Consider the following 17,821-nt stretch of genomic DNA (forward strand, 5'->3'; position numbering starts at 1 on the left):
CCGTAGACCGCGCTCATGGTCCGCAGAAAGACCTGCCAGGACACGCTCACAATCACCTTCGATTCGAGATAGCCATTACATACCTCAAAGCTGTTCGGGGCGCCTGGCCAAGCTGAACGACACCGTTGTGGGCGAAGCACTGGTTAGACCTGGTCACAATGCCACGTGGCCAAGCGGAACACCCATACAACGCGTCTCGGCGGAAATTGGGCCTGCTCATAGCCATAGCCCCCCGGGATACCCGGGGAACAGGCGAGCAATCTGACTATCGGGGCACCAGATGCCTGGAAATCTCGGCGGCAGCGTTCGGCAGGTCGATAGCGCCCGCGGCGACTCCGACGACGAGGTCGAAGCCTTCATCCGTGGTGAAGTCATGCCGGTGACCGTTGATCCACAGCAGCAGCACCATGAGCGTCCAAGCCGTCCGTTTGTTGCCGTCAACGAGTGGACGGAACCGGGCGACCGACTCCAACAAGGCTGCCGCCTTCACCACGAGCTCCGGATAGGCTTCCGCGCCCAGGACAGTCGTAGCCGGCCTGACCAATGCTGAGGCCAACAACCCGACATCACGGATATGGAAGCCGTACCGATCAACTACCTGAAGGGCATCCTCAATGTCCAGGTACGCTGTCACGCGTCTTCAAGGCGCTTCAGCAGATCAGCGTCATGACCCATAACAAAATCAAGACCTGCGCTGATTTCACGCCGGTGCGCGTGGCGCTGCAGAACCAACTCTGCGCCCTGCAACAGAAGCGCGGACTTGGACGTATGTTCCTCAGCAGCCAACTTCTCCAGCCGCCGATCGAGGTCTTCAGGGACACGGAGATTCATAGCCATCCCCCTATGGTACCAAACCGGTACCCACGTGCTGCTGGACGCCATGTCGGGTAGACAGACCTTGGACCTCAGTGGCCGATACGGATCGGACCTCGCCTGAAGGCATCATGCCTCAGAAAACCCTCTCGGGCATCTATCTAAGACAAGAAACGGCGAGACAACTTTCCAAGACATCAAGACACCTGTCCAGACGCCACTCCAACTGGGCTATTTAGAGCGGAGGCAGTGTGTTGAATAGCTTTTGTTTTCCGAGACAACGGGAGGTTGGGTGTTTGCACTGGCAGCGATCGGAGTGCTGCTAGTAGTTGTTGGAGTAACGTTGTGGCTCAGGAATCGCAGGCCCAGCACCGGATCCCATTAGCATCAGCGAGTAAGCTCCTTGGCACACGGGACTGCCCCGGTTTTGTTGACGGACCGGCCCCTTCTCTCAGCCAGCCGGGTGTCTCGAAACTTAACCGCCTCGAAACCCTAGGGATTCGAGACAGGGAAGTTATAAGACAGAGCCTCAGACCATTCCCTACTAGACGATGGCTCCGTTATTGAGCTGCCGGCGCTGGGAACGGCCGGGGAGCCTCCACGCCCAATACGCAATCATGAGTCCAGCCGTCGCGGCCCCACCCGCGTACACCCAAGGCGAGGACCATGCCCCTTCGGGTGTGGGAATAGCAAAGGCAACCATGACGGCAGCCACGGCCAGAACGACCTCCACGGCCGCCTGCAGAGGCCTGGCCCGGTACTCAGGGTAGGCCAGCCGGACCAGAGGGATGATCGGAAGCAGGAAAAGGCCGAGGCTGAAAATCACCCAGATGATGTTGAACGCGAAGACCGCCAGGCCCAACACCAGCAGCCCAAGGAATTTCAACACGTCCGCGGCCCGGAGCGCCTTCACTGATGCCCAGCGGCTCAGCATCAGCCCCCAGGCCGGGAGCCCCAGCAGCCAGCCGCCACACCAAAAACCCAGGTCCAGCAGCGCCAAGACCACGAGCAGGGCACCGGGAAACAGGAAAACCACGGCCTGCCGCAGTGACGGGAGTTTGCCGGTCGGGCCGAAGATACATGCTCCGATCAGTATGTGGGCGCCCACGTACCCGGGTAATAGCTCAATCACGGGCACCTGGGTCATGCCGAACCTCAGAAGGGTCAGCGAGGCGACCATGACGCAGACTGCGGCGAAAGCCCACGGACGGCGGTCGGTGTTGGGCGTGGCATCCCCCAATGTCATGGACGCACTCTACCGGATATGAAGGAGCGCGGATCCGAACACTGAATGTGCCGGAACGTGAGCAGCCTGTGTTGAAACGCTAGCGGTACAAGTCAGTGCGTGGGCAGTCATGCGAGCACCGAACGCCGCCATTTAGCGGCAAACTCCACAGCCCTAGGTCGCGTTGCTTTCCTCTGGACGAGACGCCTCGTATCTCAAGGGATACGAGACAAACTAGCGTGTAGCGTTCAGTTCATGCCAAACGAAGAAAATGACAGAGGGGCACAGCTTCGTGAGTATCTGAACGATGCCCGCGAAGCAATCTTGTGGAAATGTGAGGGCTTGAGTGATGCCCAAGCGCGTACTCCTCTGACTCCGACAGGCACCCATGTCATGGGCCTACTGCTCCACCTGGCCGTCACCGAATCCCAGTACTTCATTTCATGTCTTGGACGGGAAATTGAGAACCCCACTATCCGGGGCGTTATCGAAGCCGAGGAGTCGCAGGCAGACTTCCTCCCGCCGCCGAATATGACGCTGGTCGATGCTCTTGAAATCTATCGGGAGACAACCGTCGCAGCCGATGCAGTGCTCGACGAATTGGAACTGGATTCACCGGCCGTGGTGCCTTGGTGGATAAAGCATCGTCACACTACGGTGGAACGCCTCCTGGTGCATATGATCGCCGAGTGTCATCGTCATGCTGGACACTTGGACATCGTGCGCGAGCAGTTGGACGGGTTCATCGGTTTGCGCCCATCCGCGCCGAACATTCCAGACCTCACGCCCGGTCAGTGGGAAGAGCAGCGTCTGCGGGTGAAAGAGCTAGCCCACGGGGCCGGGCCCAGTACAGCTAGGTCTCGAGGCACGTCTATACATTGGTGAATAGGCGTGAAGCCGCGCACGGTGCTTATGCTCGGACTTTCCGGTGAGGCCAAGTCACTTCGCTTCCAGTGAGCTGATCAGGTGGTCCAAGGAATCTCTGTTCCGCGAAATTTTGGAGATATCGCTACTGAGTCTTAGACGCTCGCGCAGGAGCCGTGAGCGCAATTCAGGTGTTCGCGATGAGGGGTCATTGATGCAGGGCAGAAGTTCCGCGATGGCCTTACTGCACAGTCCGGCGTTGAAGAGTTGCCGGATCAACCCGATGAGCTGAATTGCGTCGGGTGAGTAAGTCCGTTGGCCCGAAGATGAACGTTCAGTGGTTAGAAGGCCCTGTTCTTCGTAGTAGCGGAGAGAGCGCACACTCACGCCGGTCACCGCCGCCAGATCGCCGATTCGCATTGGGATTTGCCCCTCACATTGGTGTCAGGTTTTACGGTACAGACATGACTACTGAAACTAGCCCCAAACCAGCCGTCCGGCAGCTGCGACTCATCGTTGAAGCCGAGGACTACGAAGCGGCTTTGACGTTCTATCGCGATGTGCTGGGACTGACAGAGCAGGCGGTCTTTGAAGGCGACGGAGATGCACGCGTCACGATCCTCGAAGCAGGCAGGGCAACGCTCGAACTCTCCAACCCCTCGCAGGTAAAAATGATTGACCAGGTAGAAGCCGATGGTCAGCCCAGCGCGAAAATCCGGGTCGCCTTCGAAGTGGACGATTCTGCCGCTAAGACCAAGGAACTGGTTGAAGCCGGCGGCACCTTGATCGCTGAACCGAGAGAAACCCCATGGAAGTCGCTGAATTCCAGGCTCGCGGCACCTGCGGGTCTTCAGGTCACACTGTTCCAGGAAGTCGAATCCCTTCAGGAACGCAGCACCAGATCCGGTTTCAAACGCCCCTGATTCCAGGAAGCAGACCAACCAGGCACTACTGGTTGATCCGCTTCCAACCTGCTGCTCCACGGCGGCGCGCGATTTAGCGGTGCGTTACCTTGAGATGGTCTGGCTCGGCGAAGCCGGTTCTTCAGGTTTCCGTGGCGGGCACCGCGTGACTTCAGGCGCTGTATGGAGGACACCATAAAGATGATTGCGGTGATGGCTAGGCAGCCACCTACCCAGGTCGGGGACGCGTAGCCCATTCCCGCGGTGATGGTGATCCCGCCCAGGTGTGCGCCGAGGGCGTTTCCCACGTTGAACGCGGAGATGTTTACCCCCGATGCGAGGGTGGGTGCCTCCTGCGCAAAGTGCAGGACGCGGACCTGCATGCCGGGCACGGCTGCGAACCCGAAGACCCCGAGCAGGAACAAAGCGATGGCCGCCGTCCACTGGGTCTCCAGGGCCACCGTGAAGCTGAACAGGATGACAGCCAGGGCGCACAGGAGCACGAGGAGGCTCTTGTCCAGGCTCTTGTCCAGGTTCCTGTCCGCTGCTTGGCCGCCGAAAATGTTGCCGGCGAACAGACCAACGCCGAAGAGGACAAGCATCCACGGCACGGCTGTTTCCGGGAAGCCGGCGACCTGCGTGAGCATCGGGGTGATATAGGTGAATGCGCCGAAACCAAAAACGGTGACAAGGATGGACAGCCACACCTGGACGTTGGTGAACGCACTGAGCTCCAGCCGGAGATTAGCCGGTTGGTTGGCGGGCTGGGTTCTGATGAACGCGAGCATCCCGATCAGGGCGATGATCCCGATGCCGGTAATGGCCCAGAACGTGGACCGCCAGCCGAAGTTCTGCCCGAGGAAGGTACCGAACGGGACGCCGAGGACGTTCGCGGTAGTGAGCCCGGCAAACATAATGGAGACCGCGGCGGCCTTCCGGTGCGGTTCCACGAGGTTCGCTGCAAGCACGGCCCCGACCCCGAAGAACGCCCCGTGGCACAGCGCGGCCACGATTCGGCCGATGAGCATCACGGTGTAGTCGGGGGAGAGTGCCGAGATGAGGTTCCCCGTGATGAACAAGACCATGAGCAAGGCGAGGGTATTTTTCGGATTCCGTCCGGCCGCGACCGCTGTGACGAAGATTCCGCCGAAGGCGACGCTGAGCGCGTAGACGGACACGAGGTAGCCCGCGACCGGGATGCTGACATTGAAGTCAGAGGCGACTTCGGGAAGGAGCCCGAGGATGACGAATTCGGTGAGCCCGATCCCGAATCCGCCGGCTGCGAGGGCTATCAAGCCTAGGGGCATTGTGTCGCTTCTTTCTGCCGGGTAGTGGTGCCCGGCCGGCCAGGCGAAAGCCTCAACCAGCCGGACGCCGGGATGGGGGTTTAAGCCGTGACGGGTGCGGGCTTCCGGAGGAACAGGGCAACCATCACGGCCGCTGCCAGGCAGAGGGCTGCATTGATGCCAATCGCCGGGAGCACCGCGCTCAGGACCCGTCCCGGGGCGGCGTCGCTGGTACCGTGCTGGAGCAGGGACGCGGCGATGATGGTGCTCATGACGGGGATGCCCATCGTGATGCCGATCTGCTGGCTCATGGTCGTCAGCCCCGTGGCGAGGCCCTGTTCAGTGTCGGGGAGCCCGGTGGTGGCGGTGACCATGAACCCGACGATCGCTGCAAGGTTCGCGACGCCGCCGACGAACGTGGCGATCAGCACGATCACTAGCGAAGCCTGGTCGGTGTTGATGAAGAGCAGTGAGCCGGTGGCTGCAGCCTGGATGGTCAGGCCGGTGATGATGGTGTTCTTGTTGCCGAGTTTGCCGATCAGTTTCGGGGCGATGACGCCACCCACCACGGTGCCGACCCCGAGGACGGCGAACGCCAGCCCGGCGCCGAGCGGTGTGTAGCCGAGGACCTGTTGAAGGTAGAGGGTCAGGACAAACACCAGGGACGTTTCAGTCGCGAACGCCAGGATTCCGGCGATGTTGCCCCAGGCGATGTTGTTCCTCCGCAGGATGGCCACGGGCACCAGCGCGTGTGCTGTGTTTTTCTCGATGAAGAAGAACACGACGAACAGGAACAGGCCCCCGGCGAGGGGTCCCCAGGCCAGGCTGTTGGCCCAGCCCTTTTCGCCGGCAGTGGTCAGGCCGAAGACGAGCAGCAGCAGCGCCAGTGTCACAGTGACCGCTCCAGGGACGTCGAGCTTCGTTCTGTTGCCGCGGGCCGACTCGGTGAGAAGCTTGGCTGCAAGCACTAGGACGAAGACGGCGATGGGGACGTTGATGAAGAACGCCCACCGCCACGACAGTAGATCAGTCAGGAGCCCGCCGAGGATCGCACCGGCGGTGAACCCGGCAGCCATCAGTGACCCATTCAGGCCCAGGGCCTTGTCCCGCAGCGGGCCTTCCGGGAAGGACGTGGTCAGCAGCGATAGTGCAGCCGGCGTGACAGCGGCGGTCGCGAGGCCCTGGGCGACGCGGGCGGCGAGCAGGAGGCCGAGGTCGGTGGCGAGGCCGCCGACCAGTGATCCGATGCCGAGCAGGGCCATGCCGGCGATGAAGAGCCGTTTGCGGCCGAACAGGTCAGCGACCCGACCGAAGAACAGGGTGAACCCTGCGGCGCACAGCGCGAAGGACGTGGCGATCCATTGCAGGTGCTCCAGGGAGAACCCCACGTCTGCCCCGATCCGCGGCAGGGCGACATTGAGAATAGAGAAGTCCACTGCGAGGGTGAAGCTCGCGGTCAGCAGCAGGACCATGATCAGCCGTTGCCGCCCCGTCATCCGGACAGGGGTGTCTTGGATCGGTGGTTCCGGTGGTGCGGTGAATTGAGGGAGGGGCGTGGTGTCTTTGGTTGTCATCGCGCGAGTATCCAATCCGTGGGGGGCGTGAGCGGGTTTTCCTCTCCACCTTGCCGACGGCCGGCAGTAACAGCTACGCCGTGTTGTGGGTAGCACGGGCAGTGCTACCCAGGTTCTCGATTGATCGTGAATACTCGGGGATATGAACGAATCAGCGATGGGCGACTTCCTGCGCAAGCGCCGGGCGGCTCTGACGCCGGCGGATGTGGGCCTGATGGATTACGGCACGCGCCGGGTGCCGGGGCTGCGCCGGGAAGAAGTGGCCATGCTGGCGGGCATGAGCGTGACGTACTACGCCCGGCTGGAACAGGGCCAGCACGTCAACGCCTCCGACGCTGTCATCGACTCGCTGGCCCGCGCCCTGGCTATGACGGAGGTCGAACGGAAACACCTTGTGGATCTGTCCGGGGCCAAGCGCCGCACAGCCAAGACCACGCGGAGCAGGCCGGATCGCGTCCGGCCCGGAACTAAGCGCCTGGTTGAGTCCATGGGCAATGTCCCGTCGGTGGTGCTGGGCAAGCGCACTGAAGTCCTGGCCTGGAACCGGGCCGGACACCGGCTGGTCGCCTCCCACCTGGGCTTCGACGCCCCGGACACGCCATCTGAACGCCCGAACATGACCCGGATGCTCTTCCTCGACGAGGCCACACGCAGCCTGTACCCGCACTGGCGCACCGAAGCCGGGCGTGCGGTGGCATCCCTGCGGCTGCTCTCCGGACGGTTCGCCGATGACACCGAGCTGGCTGCCCTCGTTGGAGAACTGACCCTCAAAAGCCCGGATTTCGCGAACATGTGGGCCGAACACCCCGTGGAGAACTGCATGTCGGGACACAAGACACTCAACCACCCCCAGATCGGATCACTGGAGCTGGGGTTCGAGGTCCTGACCATGCCGGACGATTCCGGCCACCGCGTCCTCACCTACACCGCAGAACCGGGAAGCGAAACTGCCACAGCCCTGGCCCGCCTTCAGCGGCCGTCCCTGACCCTTGCGCGGGAAGGAGCGCATTTTGATCAGGCAGTCTGATACAGCGATCAGTCACCACTTCAGCAGCCAGCTATATCAGTCCACTGCGCCGTTCTCGCACTTCGTACGGCATGGAGACACCGGCTACACGGCGGGCATCATCGGCCAAGACCCTTCAAGCGGTGCCTTGGTCTCCAGTGACGTCACCGAACAATGCGCAGCAATGCTGGCCAATCTGGAGTCGCTGCTCAATGAACTGGGACTGGGGATGAGCCACATTATCCGCATGACGATCTACCTCACTGACTACCAGGATTTCGACGCCATCAATACCGTCTATGCCCAACGACTGACCCCACCGTTTCCGGCCAGGACCACCGTCCAAGCGGCTGGTTTGCCGCTGGGTGCGAAGGTGCAGATCGAGGCAACAGTTCATCTTCCCAACATGGGATAACGCCTGAGGTTTGCAGCACACTAAGGATCTGTCTCGAAACCTCTGCGCCTCGAATCCCTAGAGATTCAAGAGAGCCGGCGCGCAATGGTGCGACAAGAGGGATCACAAAACGCCGCCATTTATCGGGAAACTCCACATATCAAAGGAACCGTCCTTCCGGCCAAGGCCGCTTAGGCTGTCTCAGAAACCGTTCCTTTACTACTAAGACGGGACGACCACTCCTCAATGAGTCCTAGCACCCGGCTTCCCCACGTGGGGAGCCGGGTAAAGGATCCTTCACCGGAACGCGATCTGAGCGTGGCCTTTTAGTGCGTACTCTGATGCATTAGACGCAATGAAGAGCCGAGGAGATGCCGGAACGGCCGGTCACCCCCAATGATGACCGACCGTTCCGGGGTGTTCATGCGCCCAGTTCGCTAGGGCGCGGAGTCCACCACGGATGTGCGTACCGAGGTCCAGCCGGTGACGGTGCCAGCAGGAGAGCCTGGGTAGTCCTTCAGGAGAACATTTTGTTCGCCGATGACCAGACCCGAATCCGGGTCGATGATGATGTCGGTCCTTGCCGCACCATCAGGTGATGGAATGCCGATAGCGGTGCCCGTCCTGCCGTCAATGGTTGCTTGCCGGTCACTGAGTGTGACACCTGGAATGAGGGCGGCGACCTTGTAGAGGGCGGCGCGAAGTTCGGCTGGAACGGCACCGGTCCGCAGGCCGTCCGCAATGGTCACGAAGGCTTCACTGTCGGGGGTCTTGCCGGCGCCTTTGGTCCGTTCGTAGATCAGGTCGAGAAGAGCGCGGGGGTCCTTGGGCGACATCGCATCTGCAAAACAGCGCGGCGCTAACAACGGGCGGGAACCGGCACCGAGGTTCGTCCAGAAAGCACGCAACGGAGTATCAAAGGTTGCTTCACTCAGGTCTCCGGGATTAGCAGGGAGACGCTACCAGTTCCTGCGCCAGGCAAAGCCAGCCTGGAGCCCTGCATCGTCCTTCGGTGGATTCCTGGATCAGGTTCCCATTCCCAGATGTGCTCCGCCTGCAACATCAAGGGATACGCCGGTGATGTAACGGTTGTCCGGATCGGCAAGGAAAAGGATGGCGCGGGCGACTTCGTCTGGTTCGGCGAACCGGCGCATGGGAAGCTGGGCGGCGCGCTTGGCCCGGTTGGCGGCTGCATCCGGGCCCGAGTCCTTCGCGAATTGTGCCCACATGGGAGTGTTTACCGGGCCCGGCGCGATGGCGTTGACCGAGATGCCGTTGGGGCCGAGCAGCTCGGCGAAGGACCACATGATGTGGAGCACTGCGAGTTTGCTTGCGTTGTACGGCAAATAGTTGAGTCGTGCCTCTTTAGCTGCAACGGAGGAGAGGATCACGATCGCGCCGGCAGTTCCGGTCCCAATCATTGATTGCGCGGTTTCCCGGACCATGGAGAAGGTGCCCGAACCGTTGATCCGCATGATGGAGTCGAATTCTTCGGTCGTTGTTTTCATGATGTCCGGCGTGGCACCCAGGACTCCAGCTGCATGGACAAGCGCGTCGATGCGCCCGTACCTGGTTGTGACATCACGGACGACGGTGGCGCATTGTTCTTCGGAGGTGATGTCGAGCGTGAAGAAGCCGGCTAGTTCTTGGCCCTCCTTCGCGCCGCGGTCGGCACCTATGACGATGGCCCCTTCGGCTGTGAGGGCGTCGACGACTGCGTCGCCGATTCCGCCGCTTGATCCGGTTACCAGAACAACTTGGTCTTTAAGGCTCATCTGATAACTCCGCTTGTCCGTTGCTGCCCAGCGACTGGCTGGTGGGCTGCTCGTTTCATCTTTCCAGCTCCTTAGTTGAGGTGTTTCAACGGGTGTCCCCGCTCCGGGCGCGGCTGCTTCAGTGAGCGCCGCTCCGCGCCCTGACCTGCTGCCGCACTGTTGAAGCCCAGGTTCTCTGCCGACCCCGGTCCAGAATGGCGCAGGTGCCCGTGCTGCCTAGCTGTTGCCGCTGGTGGCGTGGCTGGCCCATTCCCGGCCTTCTTGTTCTTCTGTGGGCAGTCCCGAGGCGGCGAGGACTTGGTCAAGCAGCCTCTGGGTATGGACAGCTTCCCGCCCGGAGGTCAGCGGCTGGGCCCTGTCGGCGACGCGGTCCAGGAAGTGATGGACGGCGGCGGAGAATCCGAGCGTGTCGGTGGCCGTTGCCCAGCCGTACGCCTCGGCGCTGAGCTCGCGTAATGTGGTGACTCCCTGGACAGTGGTCGAGACGGTTTCCGGGGCCCTGACTTCTACGGTCTTGCCGTCGCCGTAGGCATCGAGTTTTTCGCTCCAGGCACCGGCTGTCCGGGCTGCCATGAGCACGCCGGTGTTGCCGGTGCTGAAGCGGATCATGGCCGCGACGCCGTCTTCCTCCCACGGGTCGTCGCCCGCTGCGTGCGCCGCCACGTCAACAGGTTCGCCACCGCAGTACCAGCGGAGCAGATCGACCATGTGGATGGCGTTCTCGAAGGTTGCGCGGTATTCCGATCCGGGGCGGTTCTTCTGGGCCACGCAGAAGGCAGCGCCCTTCGTGCCAAACAGCTCCCGGCCGGCGGTGTAAACGGGGGCATAGCGGCGGTTGAAGTCGACCATCAGGATGCGGCCGCGCTCGTCGGCGAGGTCTGCCAGACGTTCTGCCTCCTCGGTTGCCGGGGCCAGAGGCTTTTCGCAGAACACGTCGACGTCGCGGTTCAGGCACAGTTGGACCGCGTGTGCGTGTTCGGACCGGGGTGTGAGGACGAACACTGCGTCCAGATCCTGTGAGTCCAGCATGTCCTCGACCGACTTGTAGGCGGAGCCGAAGCCCCAGCGTCGGACCAGGCTGCTCGGATCCTCACGGCGTGATACCAGGGCGGCAAGCTCAACGTCATGCCGCTGTACGAGTGTGGGCAATTGGGCAATGGTGGCGATGTTTCCGGCGCCGATGACGCCGACGCGGAGGCGGTTGGTGTTCATCGGGCGTTCCTTACATGGGCGGGATCGGAGAGCATGGCGCGCAGGACGTCGGCTGATTCCCTGAATCCGTCCTCGGGCTTGGGAAGGTCTTGCCGGTGCCAGCGGTATTCAAGTTCGATGCTGAGCACGTCGTTGTAGCCGTGCTGCACCAGCCCGGCGAGAATTTGGGGCCAGGGAACGACGCCGCTTCCTACGACGCGGGACCGTACGGCCCGCTCGGAAGCGTTGACACGCGCTGTTTCGGTTGCGCGGAATGCTGCGTTGGGATCGGTGAAGACGAGGTCCTTCACGTGCACGTGGCCGATCAAGTCGCCCTGGACGGCGAGGGCCTGTTCGAACTTTTCGTCGTGGGTGAACGTCAGGTTCGCCTGATCGTACAGAACGCGGATGGCCGGGTGCGCGACTTCGCGGACCAGGGCTGCGGTTTCGGCCGCTGACTGGGTCATTGTGCCGAAGTGGTTCTCAACGCACAGCCGTACGCCTGCCTGTTCAGCGTCAGGCGCAAGGGTCTGCAACGCATGCACGAGCTTTGCCCACCGCCGGGCATGGTCGGAGTCCCCGGCATGCCAGGACCCGGCGTAGACACGGACCCGATCGGCCCCGACCATATGCGCGGTTTCAATGGCACCCCGAAATTCATCGACCGCGCCGCGCCACTCCACGTCCTCAAGGGAGTTGATGGCTGTCGTGTATGGCGTCAGGCCTACGATCGGCACGCCTTCACTGTCGGAAGCCTTCAACGCCTCCATCGCGGCGCGCCGATCTCCCAGAGGCAGCCCTGACAGGTAGTCGTCTTGGTAGATAACCTCCGCGGCGTCGAGGCCGGCGGCTTTGAAGAGCGCCAGTGCCTGGGGAACCGTGTGGTCCGGGGTTCCGAGTGTGTGACCTGCAAGCCGCATCATTGAGTGTCCTTTCTGGAAGTGTTTGGAGCCGCTGCCCAGTCCGCGGGACCGACCAGCCGCGGTGGGGCTGCGACGCGGGACCGGTCGACGATCTCCATCAGCAGGCCCCAGGGGGTAAGGAAGTAAGTCCAGCGGTTGCCGGCTACGCGCGGGCTATCGCCTGCGACTTCTTTGCGCTCACCGAGCACCCGTACCCCAGGTATTTCCCGGAGCACGGCGAGCGCTTCATCGACATCGTCCACGACGAAGCACAGGTGGTGTCCGCCGGCATCACAATGCCGCGGCGGGGTTTCGCGCCGCTCAGCACTGCTCCATTCGAAGAGTTCAATATTGAGGTTCGGGGGCAGTCGCAGCATGGCCAGCGTGAGTTTCGCGTCTGCCGGGACGTCAAAGTTCGTGGGCATGAATTCTTCGTCGGGACCCCGCTCTGAGCGGTACAGTTCCTCGGCCCCGAGCACGTCGACGAAGAACCGGATACCTTCCTCAAGGTTGGGGACGGTCAGGCCGACGTGGTCCGTGTGCTGGAGCCCCGGCAGCCGCCGCAGTGTTTCTGCCGGGGCGCCATCCATTTGCGCGGTCATGCGCGCGGTCCCGAGGTGGAGCCACGGACCAGAAGCTCAGGCTCGAGGACGATGTGGCCCACGGAGCCGTCGATATTCTGCTTCTCAGCCAGTTCGATGGCGATGTGGCCCATGTCGGCGATCGGCTGCCGCACCGTTGTCAGAGGAGGGTTGAACCGGGCTCCTAGGGCCAGACCATCGAAACCGATGACCGACACGTCCTCCGGAACACGCACGCCGCTCTTGCCGAGGGCCGAGATGACCGCAAAGGCCACCATGTCATTGGCCGCGATGATCGCCGTCGGCGGGTTGTCCATTTCGAGGAAATGCTCTGCCCCACGCGTGCCAGCATCCAAGTCCGATCCACTGTCCAAAACGACGGGCGTGCTGCCGCTCTCCGCTGACAGCTCCAGGTACGCCTCTATCCGGTCCTGGGCGGTGTGTGTACCGGCGATACCGGAGACGTAGCCGATCGAGGTGTGCCCCAGTGAATGCAGATGGTCCAGGGCGAGCATGATTCCGCGGCGGCTGTCGACGGTGACCGTTGGGACCGCATCGTCGCCTTCCACCCGGTCGATCACGACCACCTTGTGTCCGAAGTCGAAGCGTTTCAAGGCCTCGGTATCGACCTTTGTGGAGGGCGCGACAATCCCGAACGGGGCATACATGGCCTGCATGGCGGTGAAGTAACCCTCAGTTTTGGCAGGGTCACCATTGGTTACGCAGAGCAGCAGCTGGTAGCCGCGCTCGTCCGCCGCCTGCGTCATCGTCTTGGCAAGTTCTGCAAAGAACGGGTTGGTGATGTCAGGGACGATCAGCGGGATGAAGGTGCTGGTTTTTCGTCGAAGCGCCTGGGCGAGTGGACTCATCGTGTAGCCCAGCCCCTCGGCGACCCGGAGGATGTGCTCGCGTGTTTCGCTTTTCACAGCTTCCGGGCGGGAGAATGCCCGGGAGACGGTGGACCGGTGGACACCGGCGGCTTTCGCGACAACGTCAATACTCAGGTCAGGCATGTTCTTTTCCTCCGTGCTGGTCGTCATATGCCTGCCAAATGGGGCGCATGACGTTTTCGAGCTGGGCCAGCGTCGGCAGGCCCCGGAATCCATCTTCCAGTGTCTGGGCCACACGCCGTACGAACGGAACGTACAACGGGTCGCTGTCCACGTCGATTTTGGCGGACTCCGTGGTCCCGTCCACGGCGGTGAAGGTAGCAGAGCCATCGGAGTCAACGGAGGCGAATCCTGCTTCACCGACCGAGGTGTAGCTGCAGTAGCGCTTAAGCGGGGAGCCGGGAAATGCGTAACCGACCTCCACGATGGCTTCCCGCCCCTCCGGCGTGGAGATGATGAGGCTGGCGTGGTCCTCAACGGCTCCGCCGTGCAGAACCGACGAAAGCCGCGAGTCGACATGTGCCGCCGGTTCTGCGCAGCCCTGCAGGAACAGGTCGACAAAGTGGGGGCCCAGGTTCGCCAGGCATCCCCCGCCTGCGCTGACAGGATCGAGCATCCAGGGATTGGCGTTGTCGAGGTAGCGGGACGGCGGTCCGGCAATGAATGACGTTCGCTGGTACGTCGGCCGCCCTGCCTTAGCAAGCCATCGGTCGGTTGGACCGTCCCGCTGGACCAGCGGGACGGTGGCAGGGACGCCGGCTGCATCGGCGGCCTTGCGCACAGCAGAGAGTTCGGCAAGGGAAGTTCCCAGCGGCTTCTCCACCACGAAGGGAATACCGCGTTCGATCAGGGCGTGACACTTCTCCGCCATGTCGGAATGGGGGCCAAAAACGTAGGCGAGCCCAATGTCGGGAAGGTCAACCAGCTTCCGCCAGTCAGCTTCCACCGGCGCTCCCCAGCCATCGGCCAGGCCCTGGACGAGGGACACGTCGTCGTCACTGACGCCGACGACCTGATGCATTTCGGCAATCGCCTGTGCGTACAGCGGAACGTGCCAGTGGGAAGCACCAAGAATGATTGTGCGTTCGTGAGTCAACCGCGATACCCCCTTGTATGAGATCGGTTGCTGAGATCGGTTGCAATAACACTATGGATGGTGGGAGAGTTTGTCAACGACACCACAACAGCGGCCCAGACGATAAGCAAAACCAAACCCGCTTGGGCCCAAGAAAGGCCACCATGTATAAGAAACTTCGCACCCTGCAGACCATCGACCAATCAGGCGCCGTCCTCATCGTCCGCCTGGAGAACGCCGACGTGGCAGAACGCGTTGCCGAAGCTGCCATCGCCGGAGGTTTCCGCGCCCTTGAAATCACACTTTCAATCCCCGGCGCCGTCGATGTCATCCGCAAACTCTCCGCCAGGCATGGGTCCAGTGGTGTAGCCGTGGGCGCCGGAACGGTGCTGGACGAACACTCGGCCTACGAGTGCATCCGCGCCGGCGCTGAATTCCTGGTTAGTCCCCAGCTGAACCCGGCCATGATCCGGACAGCGAACAGGTACCAGGTACCAACAATCAGCGGGGCCTACACGCCAACTGAGCTTGTCAACTCCGCAGAGGCGGGCGCTGACATCCTCAAGCTCTTCCCCACCGAGGCTGGCGGCATCCCCTATGCCAAGTCCGTGCTCGCTCCGCTGGCACACCTGCCGATCATGCCGGCAGGCGGCGTAACGCTGGAGAACGTCAGCGATTGGTTTGCCGCGGGCGTTGCAGGTGTCGGCGTCGGCAGCTATGTGACCAAAGCTTGGCAGCCCGATGGCGACTTTGGCCGCGTCACCAAAGCCGCCGAAGAGTTCCTTTCCGCAGTGGCAGAGGCCCGCCGATGACAGTCCCCAGCGTCTTTATTGTCATCGGCCCGGCGGGCTCCGGGAAAACCACGATCGCGCAGAGAACAGCACAAGAAAACAACGCGGCATACCTGGACAAAGACCGGATATGCGGACGCTTCGTCGAGTTCGCGCTGAAGGCAACTGGACACGACCCCACCGACCGGGAATCCAACGACTACTATCGCGACAACCTGCTGCCCCTCGAGTACGAGACACTCATGGACGTGGCCGGAGCCAACCTGCGTCTGGGCCGGTCCGTCGTGCTCGATGCCCCTTTCGGAGCCTACTTTGACGAACCGGATTTTCTGACGCGCGCGGCAGAAAAGTTCCATTGGCCACCTTCTGAGACCACGGTGGTGCGGGTGAGGGTCCCCCAGGACCTTCTGCGGGACCGGCTGACCCGCCGCGGCCTGGAACGGGACCAGTGGAAGCTTTCCCATTGGGATGAGTACTGGTCCGTCTACGGGAGTTTGGAATGCGCGTGGTCAGGCGTGCAGTACCTGGACTTCAACAACGAGACACCCCTTCCGGCAGAGGGGTGACGGCTCAGCCGCCAGAGCCGCTCATTTCGGCCAGTTCTACGCTGGCCGCTCTTTCAGCCTGCAGCATGAATTGGCCACACCACCCCTAAATCGACCGAGGCAGCACGACTGCCTCCAGTGCACAAAGTGGTTGCTGTCCTCCGGAGGCGGCAATGCCAGAATCTGCGACGCGACTCACAAAAAGACGTTGACAAGTCTCTTTTGCCACCCTTAGTGTTGTTGCAACCGATCTCTGCAACCGATCTCAGCAATCGATCTTATTGGTTCCGGTGAAAAGCCGGAGGACCGATTGCCTCCGGTGCAATCCCCAACCCCTCCTCAGCAAACGTGAAAGTATGGAGAGTTCAATGAAGACCTCAAAAGATGCGCTCGACAGCTCGGGCCCTTCTGAATTTTTGGAAGTGCCGGAGCCGCCCCGGCGCTCCGTCAACATGGTGGCAGGCACGATCGGCCACTTTGTGGAGTGGTACGACTGGTACATCTACGGGCTGCTGGCAGCGGTGTTCGCGGGACAGATATTCCCAAGCGAGAACCCCTTCGCGTCCCTTGTAGCAGCGCTGCTCACCTACGCCGTCGGTTTTGTTATACGCCCGCTCAGCGGAATCATCATCTCGCCACTGGCCGACCGTTACGGCCGCCGGCTCATCCTGACGCTGTCCATCTCCGGAATGGCGCTCGGCTCTCTCATCATCGGCCTCACCCCCTCATTCGCGACGATCGGCTACGCAGCACCTGTTCTCTTCCTGGTTGCACGCATCCTCCAGGGAATCTCGGCCGGCACCGAGCAGCAAAGCGCCATCGCGTTCATGGTCGAACACGCTCCCGCGAACCGGAGGGGCCTGTTCGGCTCGTTCTCCAACATGGCAAGCGGCCTCGCAACCCTCGCAGCGACCGGTTCCGCCGCAATCGTGACATCATCCTTTGCTCCCGCCGAACTCGCAGCCTGGGGTTGGCGAATCCCGTTCGTCATCGGCGGCGTTCTCGGCGTCGCCGGTCTCATCCTGCGGGCCCGCTCGGATGAGACCCCTGAGTTTGAGGCAGCTGCCCTCGTCGATCAAAAGTCCGCCTGGGCGCGCCTGAAGGACCTGATCCGCGAACACCCGAAGGCTCTGCTCCAGGCAGCGGCACTCTCTGCCCCGGCAGTGGCCTACTACACCTGGGCCACCTTCCTCCCCACCTATGCCAAGCTGACCACCGGCCGGGACCTGTCCTCCACCCTGGCCGGGAGCGTTATCGGGCTGGTATTGCTCGTGGTCATCGTGCCGGTCTGCGGATACCTTTCCGACCGCCTCGGCCGACGCAAGATCTTCCCCATCATCGGCGCCATCGGCATGATCGTGCTCTTCTACCCGCTGCTTCTGCTTCTGAACCAGCCAGGCTTCTGGGTATACGTTCTGGTTTCGGCATCCGGGTGGGTAGTCCTCGGTATTTGGCAGGCCGTCTACCCGACAATCCAGGCCGAGCTGTTCCCGGCCTCAGTCCGGGTAGCAGGCATCGGTTTCGCACACCAGATCGTCATCGCCGTCTTCGGTGGCACCGCACCACTTATCGCGGCTGCATTCGTCGGCGCCGGACAGCCCATGTTCGTTGCGTACTACATGATCGCCATTGTCACCCTTTCCCTCATCGTCTACTTCACGCTCCCCGAGACCGGCAGCAAGGGCGGGCGTGCCACCGTCGCACCGGCAGACCCCGAAGTACTGGAAGGAGAGCACCTGCTCTTCGAGACTCCACACGGCGGGACCCAGGCGAACGGTTCCAAGGCGTAGACCTCCATCTCCTCCCCAGCACTGCACATGAAGAAGGCCCTCGACCCGCTCCGGTCGAGGGCTTTCCCCTTCCCGGCCGGGGCCGGCTCCAAGATGAGGCACACGTCAGGCTGGCGTGTGCCAGGTGTCAGAGTAGGGCCCCTCCTCCATTTTTGTGGCGATGGCTCAAGAAACTCGTAGACCCAAACCGGACACTTCTGACTCCGCTCAAACCGCC

Annotated in this window: 20 protein-coding genes; 7 read left to right on the forward strand and 13 right to left on the reverse strand. The window is 62.2% G+C overall.

What is annotated here, in order from left to right; genetic code table 11:
• Positions 1 to 265 precede the first annotated feature (265 nt).
• The 3 genes from U7114_RS10415 to U7114_RS10425 form a co-directional block, all read right to left on the reverse strand.
• Positions 266 to 634, reverse strand: coding sequence for a type II toxin-antitoxin system death-on-curing family toxin (locus U7114_RS10415; RefSeq protein WP_321216074.1), 369 nt, complete (start codon positions 632 to 634; stop codon positions 266 to 268).
• Entirely contained in the window at positions 631 to 837 is a 207-nt protein-coding gene (locus tag U7114_RS10420; RefSeq protein ID WP_246084586.1) for a ribbon-helix-helix protein, CopG family, read from the reverse strand. Before U7114_RS10420 ends, U7114_RS10415 begins: the two co-directional genes overlap by 4 nt.
• A 520-nt stretch (positions 838 to 1,357) precedes the next feature.
• The gene (locus U7114_RS10425; RefSeq protein WP_323057311.1) at positions 1,358 to 2,059 is read right to left on the reverse strand and encodes a hypothetical protein; all 702 of its coding nucleotides are present in this window, start codon (positions 2,057 to 2,059) and stop codon (positions 1,358 to 1,360) included.
• Positions 2,060 to 2,293: 234 nt separating this feature from the next.
• Here U7114_RS10425 and U7114_RS10430 point away from each other — a divergent pair, with 234 nt between their 5' ends.
• Positions 2,294 to 2,923, forward strand: coding sequence for a DinB family protein (locus tag U7114_RS10430; RefSeq protein WP_323057313.1), 630 nt, complete (start codon positions 2,294 to 2,296; stop codon positions 2,921 to 2,923).
• A 54-nt stretch (positions 2,924 to 2,977) separates the two neighbouring features.
• On the opposite strand, the gene U7114_RS10435 is transcribed toward U7114_RS10430, so the two are convergent.
• Positions 2,978 to 3,322 carry a MerR family transcriptional regulator gene (locus U7114_RS10435; RefSeq protein WP_323057314.1) on the reverse strand — a complete coding sequence of 115 codons (345 nt, stop codon included), beginning with the start codon at positions 3,320 to 3,322 and terminating at the stop codon, positions 2,978 to 2,980.
• Positions 3,323 to 3,366: 44 nt separating this feature from the next.
• Between U7114_RS10435 and U7114_RS10440 the strand changes: the two genes are divergently transcribed.
• The gene (locus U7114_RS10440) at positions 3,367 to 3,825 is read left to right on the forward strand and encodes a VOC family protein (protein WP_323057316.1); all 459 of its coding nucleotides are present in this window, start codon (positions 3,367 to 3,369) and stop codon (positions 3,823 to 3,825) included.
• Here the strand turns inward: U7114_RS10440 and U7114_RS10445 are convergent.
• Complete coding sequence (locus U7114_RS10445; protein WP_323057317.1) at positions 3,786 to 5,111, reverse strand: MFS transporter; 1,326 nt, start codon at positions 5,109 to 5,111, stop codon at positions 3,786 to 3,788. The two genes, U7114_RS10440 and U7114_RS10445, sit on opposite strands and share 40 nt — an antisense overlap.
• 80 nt (positions 5,112 to 5,191) lie before the next feature.
• Positions 5,192 to 6,664 (reverse strand): MFS transporter, encoded by a 1,473-nt coding sequence (locus tag U7114_RS10450; protein ID WP_323057319.1) that lies wholly within the window; start codon positions 6,662 to 6,664, stop codon positions 5,192 to 5,194.
• A gap of 142 nt (positions 6,665 to 6,806) precedes the next feature.
• Here U7114_RS10450 and U7114_RS10455 point away from each other — a divergent pair, with 142 nt between their 5' ends.
• Both U7114_RS10455 and U7114_RS10460 read left to right on the forward strand, forming a co-directional pair.
• A complete protein-coding gene (locus U7114_RS10455; RefSeq protein ID WP_321216070.1) occupies positions 6,807 to 7,691 on the forward strand; it encodes a helix-turn-helix transcriptional regulator in 885 nt (294 codons plus the stop codon).
• Positions 7,675 to 8,085, forward strand: coding sequence for a RidA family protein (locus tag U7114_RS10460; protein WP_321216069.1), 411 nt, complete (start codon positions 7,675 to 7,677; stop codon positions 8,083 to 8,085). Before U7114_RS10455 ends, U7114_RS10460 begins: the two co-directional genes overlap by 17 nt.
• 416 nt (positions 8,086 to 8,501) lie before the next feature.
• Here the strand turns inward: U7114_RS10460 and U7114_RS10465 are convergent, their stop codons facing one another.
• The 7 genes from U7114_RS10465 to U7114_RS10495 form a co-directional block, all read right to left on the reverse strand.
• Positions 8,502 to 8,900 carry a hypothetical protein gene (locus tag U7114_RS10465; RefSeq protein ID WP_321216068.1) on the reverse strand — a complete coding sequence of 133 codons (399 nt, stop codon included), beginning with the start codon at positions 8,898 to 8,900 and terminating at the stop codon, positions 8,502 to 8,504.
• A gap of 189 nt (positions 8,901 to 9,089) precedes the next feature.
• The gene (locus tag U7114_RS10470) at positions 9,090 to 9,839 is read right to left on the reverse strand and encodes an SDR family oxidoreductase (protein ID WP_321216067.1); all 750 of its coding nucleotides are present in this window, start codon (positions 9,837 to 9,839) and stop codon (positions 9,090 to 9,092) included.
• 216 nt (positions 9,840 to 10,055) lie between these two features.
• Positions 10,056 to 11,051: a Gfo/Idh/MocA family oxidoreductase gene (locus tag U7114_RS10475; RefSeq protein WP_323057321.1), complete on the reverse strand. Its 996-nt coding sequence runs from the start codon at positions 11,049 to 11,051 to the stop codon at positions 10,056 to 10,058.
• Positions 11,048 to 11,953 (reverse strand): sugar phosphate isomerase/epimerase family protein, encoded by a 906-nt coding sequence (locus tag U7114_RS10480; protein ID WP_323057322.1) that lies wholly within the window; start codon positions 11,951 to 11,953, stop codon positions 11,048 to 11,050. The genes U7114_RS10475 and U7114_RS10480 overlap by 4 nt, the downstream gene beginning before the upstream one ends.
• Complete coding sequence (locus U7114_RS10485; protein WP_234005568.1) at positions 11,950 to 12,534, reverse strand: VOC family protein; 585 nt, start codon at positions 12,532 to 12,534, stop codon at positions 11,950 to 11,952. The genes U7114_RS10480 and U7114_RS10485 overlap by 4 nt, the downstream gene beginning before the upstream one ends.
• Positions 12,531 to 13,526: a LacI family DNA-binding transcriptional regulator gene (locus tag U7114_RS10490; protein ID WP_323057323.1), complete on the reverse strand. Its 996-nt coding sequence runs from the start codon at positions 13,524 to 13,526 to the stop codon at positions 12,531 to 12,533. Before U7114_RS10490 ends, U7114_RS10485 begins: the two co-directional genes overlap by 4 nt.
• Entirely contained in the window at positions 13,519 to 14,499 is a 981-nt protein-coding gene (locus U7114_RS10495) for a Gfo/Idh/MocA family protein (protein ID WP_323057325.1), read from the reverse strand. The genes U7114_RS10490 and U7114_RS10495 overlap by 8 nt, the downstream gene beginning before the upstream one ends.
• 143 nt (positions 14,500 to 14,642) lie before the next feature.
• Here U7114_RS10495 and U7114_RS10500 point away from each other — a divergent pair, with 143 nt between their 5' ends.
• From U7114_RS10500 to U7114_RS10510, 3 genes are all read left to right on the forward strand, one after another.
• Positions 14,643 to 15,290: a bifunctional 4-hydroxy-2-oxoglutarate aldolase/2-dehydro-3-deoxy-phosphogluconate aldolase gene (locus U7114_RS10500; protein ID WP_323057326.1), complete on the forward strand. Its 648-nt coding sequence runs from the start codon at positions 14,643 to 14,645 to the stop codon at positions 15,288 to 15,290.
• The gene (locus U7114_RS10505; protein WP_323057328.1) at positions 15,287 to 15,835 is read left to right on the forward strand and encodes an AAA family ATPase; all 549 of its coding nucleotides are present in this window, start codon (positions 15,287 to 15,289) and stop codon (positions 15,833 to 15,835) included. The genes U7114_RS10500 and U7114_RS10505 overlap by 4 nt, the downstream gene beginning before the upstream one ends.
• A 347-nt stretch (positions 15,836 to 16,182) precedes the next feature.
• Complete coding sequence (locus tag U7114_RS10510; protein WP_323057330.1) at positions 16,183 to 17,604, forward strand: MFS transporter; 1,422 nt, start codon at positions 16,183 to 16,185, stop codon at positions 17,602 to 17,604.
• The last annotated feature ends 217 nt before the right edge of the window (positions 17,605 to 17,821 follow it).

Origin of the sequence: Pseudarthrobacter sp. C1 (assembly GCF_034720455.1) — a bacterium.
Taxonomy (GTDB): domain Bacteria; phylum Actinomycetota; class Actinomycetes; order Actinomycetales; family Micrococcaceae; genus Arthrobacter.

Coding starts and splice junctions, on each gene's coding strand:
- U7114_RS10420 (WP_246084586.1), bottom strand. CDS start 837: ATGGCTATGAATCTCCGTGTCCCTGAAGACCTCGATCGGCGGCTGGAG.
- U7114_RS10425 (WP_323057311.1), bottom strand. CDS start 2,059: ATGACATTGGGGGATGCCACGCCCAACACCGACCGCCGTCCGTGGGCT.
- U7114_RS10430 (WP_323057313.1), top strand. CDS start 2,294: ATGCCAAACGAAGAAAATGACAGAGGGGCACAGCTTCGTGAGTATCTG.
- U7114_RS10435 (WP_323057314.1), bottom strand. CDS start 3,322: ATGCGAATCGGCGATCTGGCGGCGGTGACCGGCGTGAGTGTGCGCTCT.
- U7114_RS10440 (WP_323057316.1), top strand. CDS start 3,367: ATGACTACTGAAACTAGCCCCAAACCAGCCGTCCGGCAGCTGCGACTC.
- U7114_RS10445 (WP_323057317.1), bottom strand. CDS start 5,111: ATGCCCCTAGGCTTGATAGCCCTCGCAGCCGGCGGATTCGGGATCGGG.
- U7114_RS10450 (WP_323057319.1), bottom strand. CDS start 6,664: ATGACAACCAAAGACACCACGCCCCTCCCTCAATTCACCGCACCACCG.
- U7114_RS10455 (WP_321216070.1), top strand. CDS start 6,807: ATGAACGAATCAGCGATGGGCGACTTCCTGCGCAAGCGCCGGGCGGCT.
- U7114_RS10465 (WP_321216068.1), bottom strand. CDS start 8,900: ATGTCGCCCAAGGACCCCCGCGCTCTTCTCGACCTGATCTACGAACGG.
- U7114_RS10470 (WP_321216067.1), bottom strand. CDS start 9,839: ATGAGCCTTAAAGACCAAGTTGTTCTGGTAACCGGATCAAGCGGCGGA.
- U7114_RS10475 (WP_323057321.1), bottom strand. CDS start 11,051: ATGAACACCAACCGCCTCCGCGTCGGCGTCATCGGCGCCGGAAACATC.
- U7114_RS10480 (WP_323057322.1), bottom strand. CDS start 11,953: ATGATGCGGCTTGCAGGTCACACACTCGGAACCCCGGACCACACGGTT.
- U7114_RS10485 (WP_234005568.1), bottom strand. CDS start 12,534: ATGACCGCGCAAATGGATGGCGCCCCGGCAGAAACACTGCGGCGGCTG.
- U7114_RS10490 (WP_323057323.1), bottom strand. CDS start 13,526: ATGCCTGACCTGAGTATTGACGTTGTCGCGAAAGCCGCCGGTGTCCAC.
- U7114_RS10500 (WP_323057326.1), top strand. CDS start 14,643: ATGTATAAGAAACTTCGCACCCTGCAGACCATCGACCAATCAGGCGCC.
- U7114_RS10505 (WP_323057328.1), top strand. CDS start 15,287: ATGACAGTCCCCAGCGTCTTTATTGTCATCGGCCCGGCGGGCTCCGGG.
- U7114_RS10510 (WP_323057330.1), top strand. CDS start 16,183: ATGAAGACCTCAAAAGATGCGCTCGACAGCTCGGGCCCTTCTGAATTT.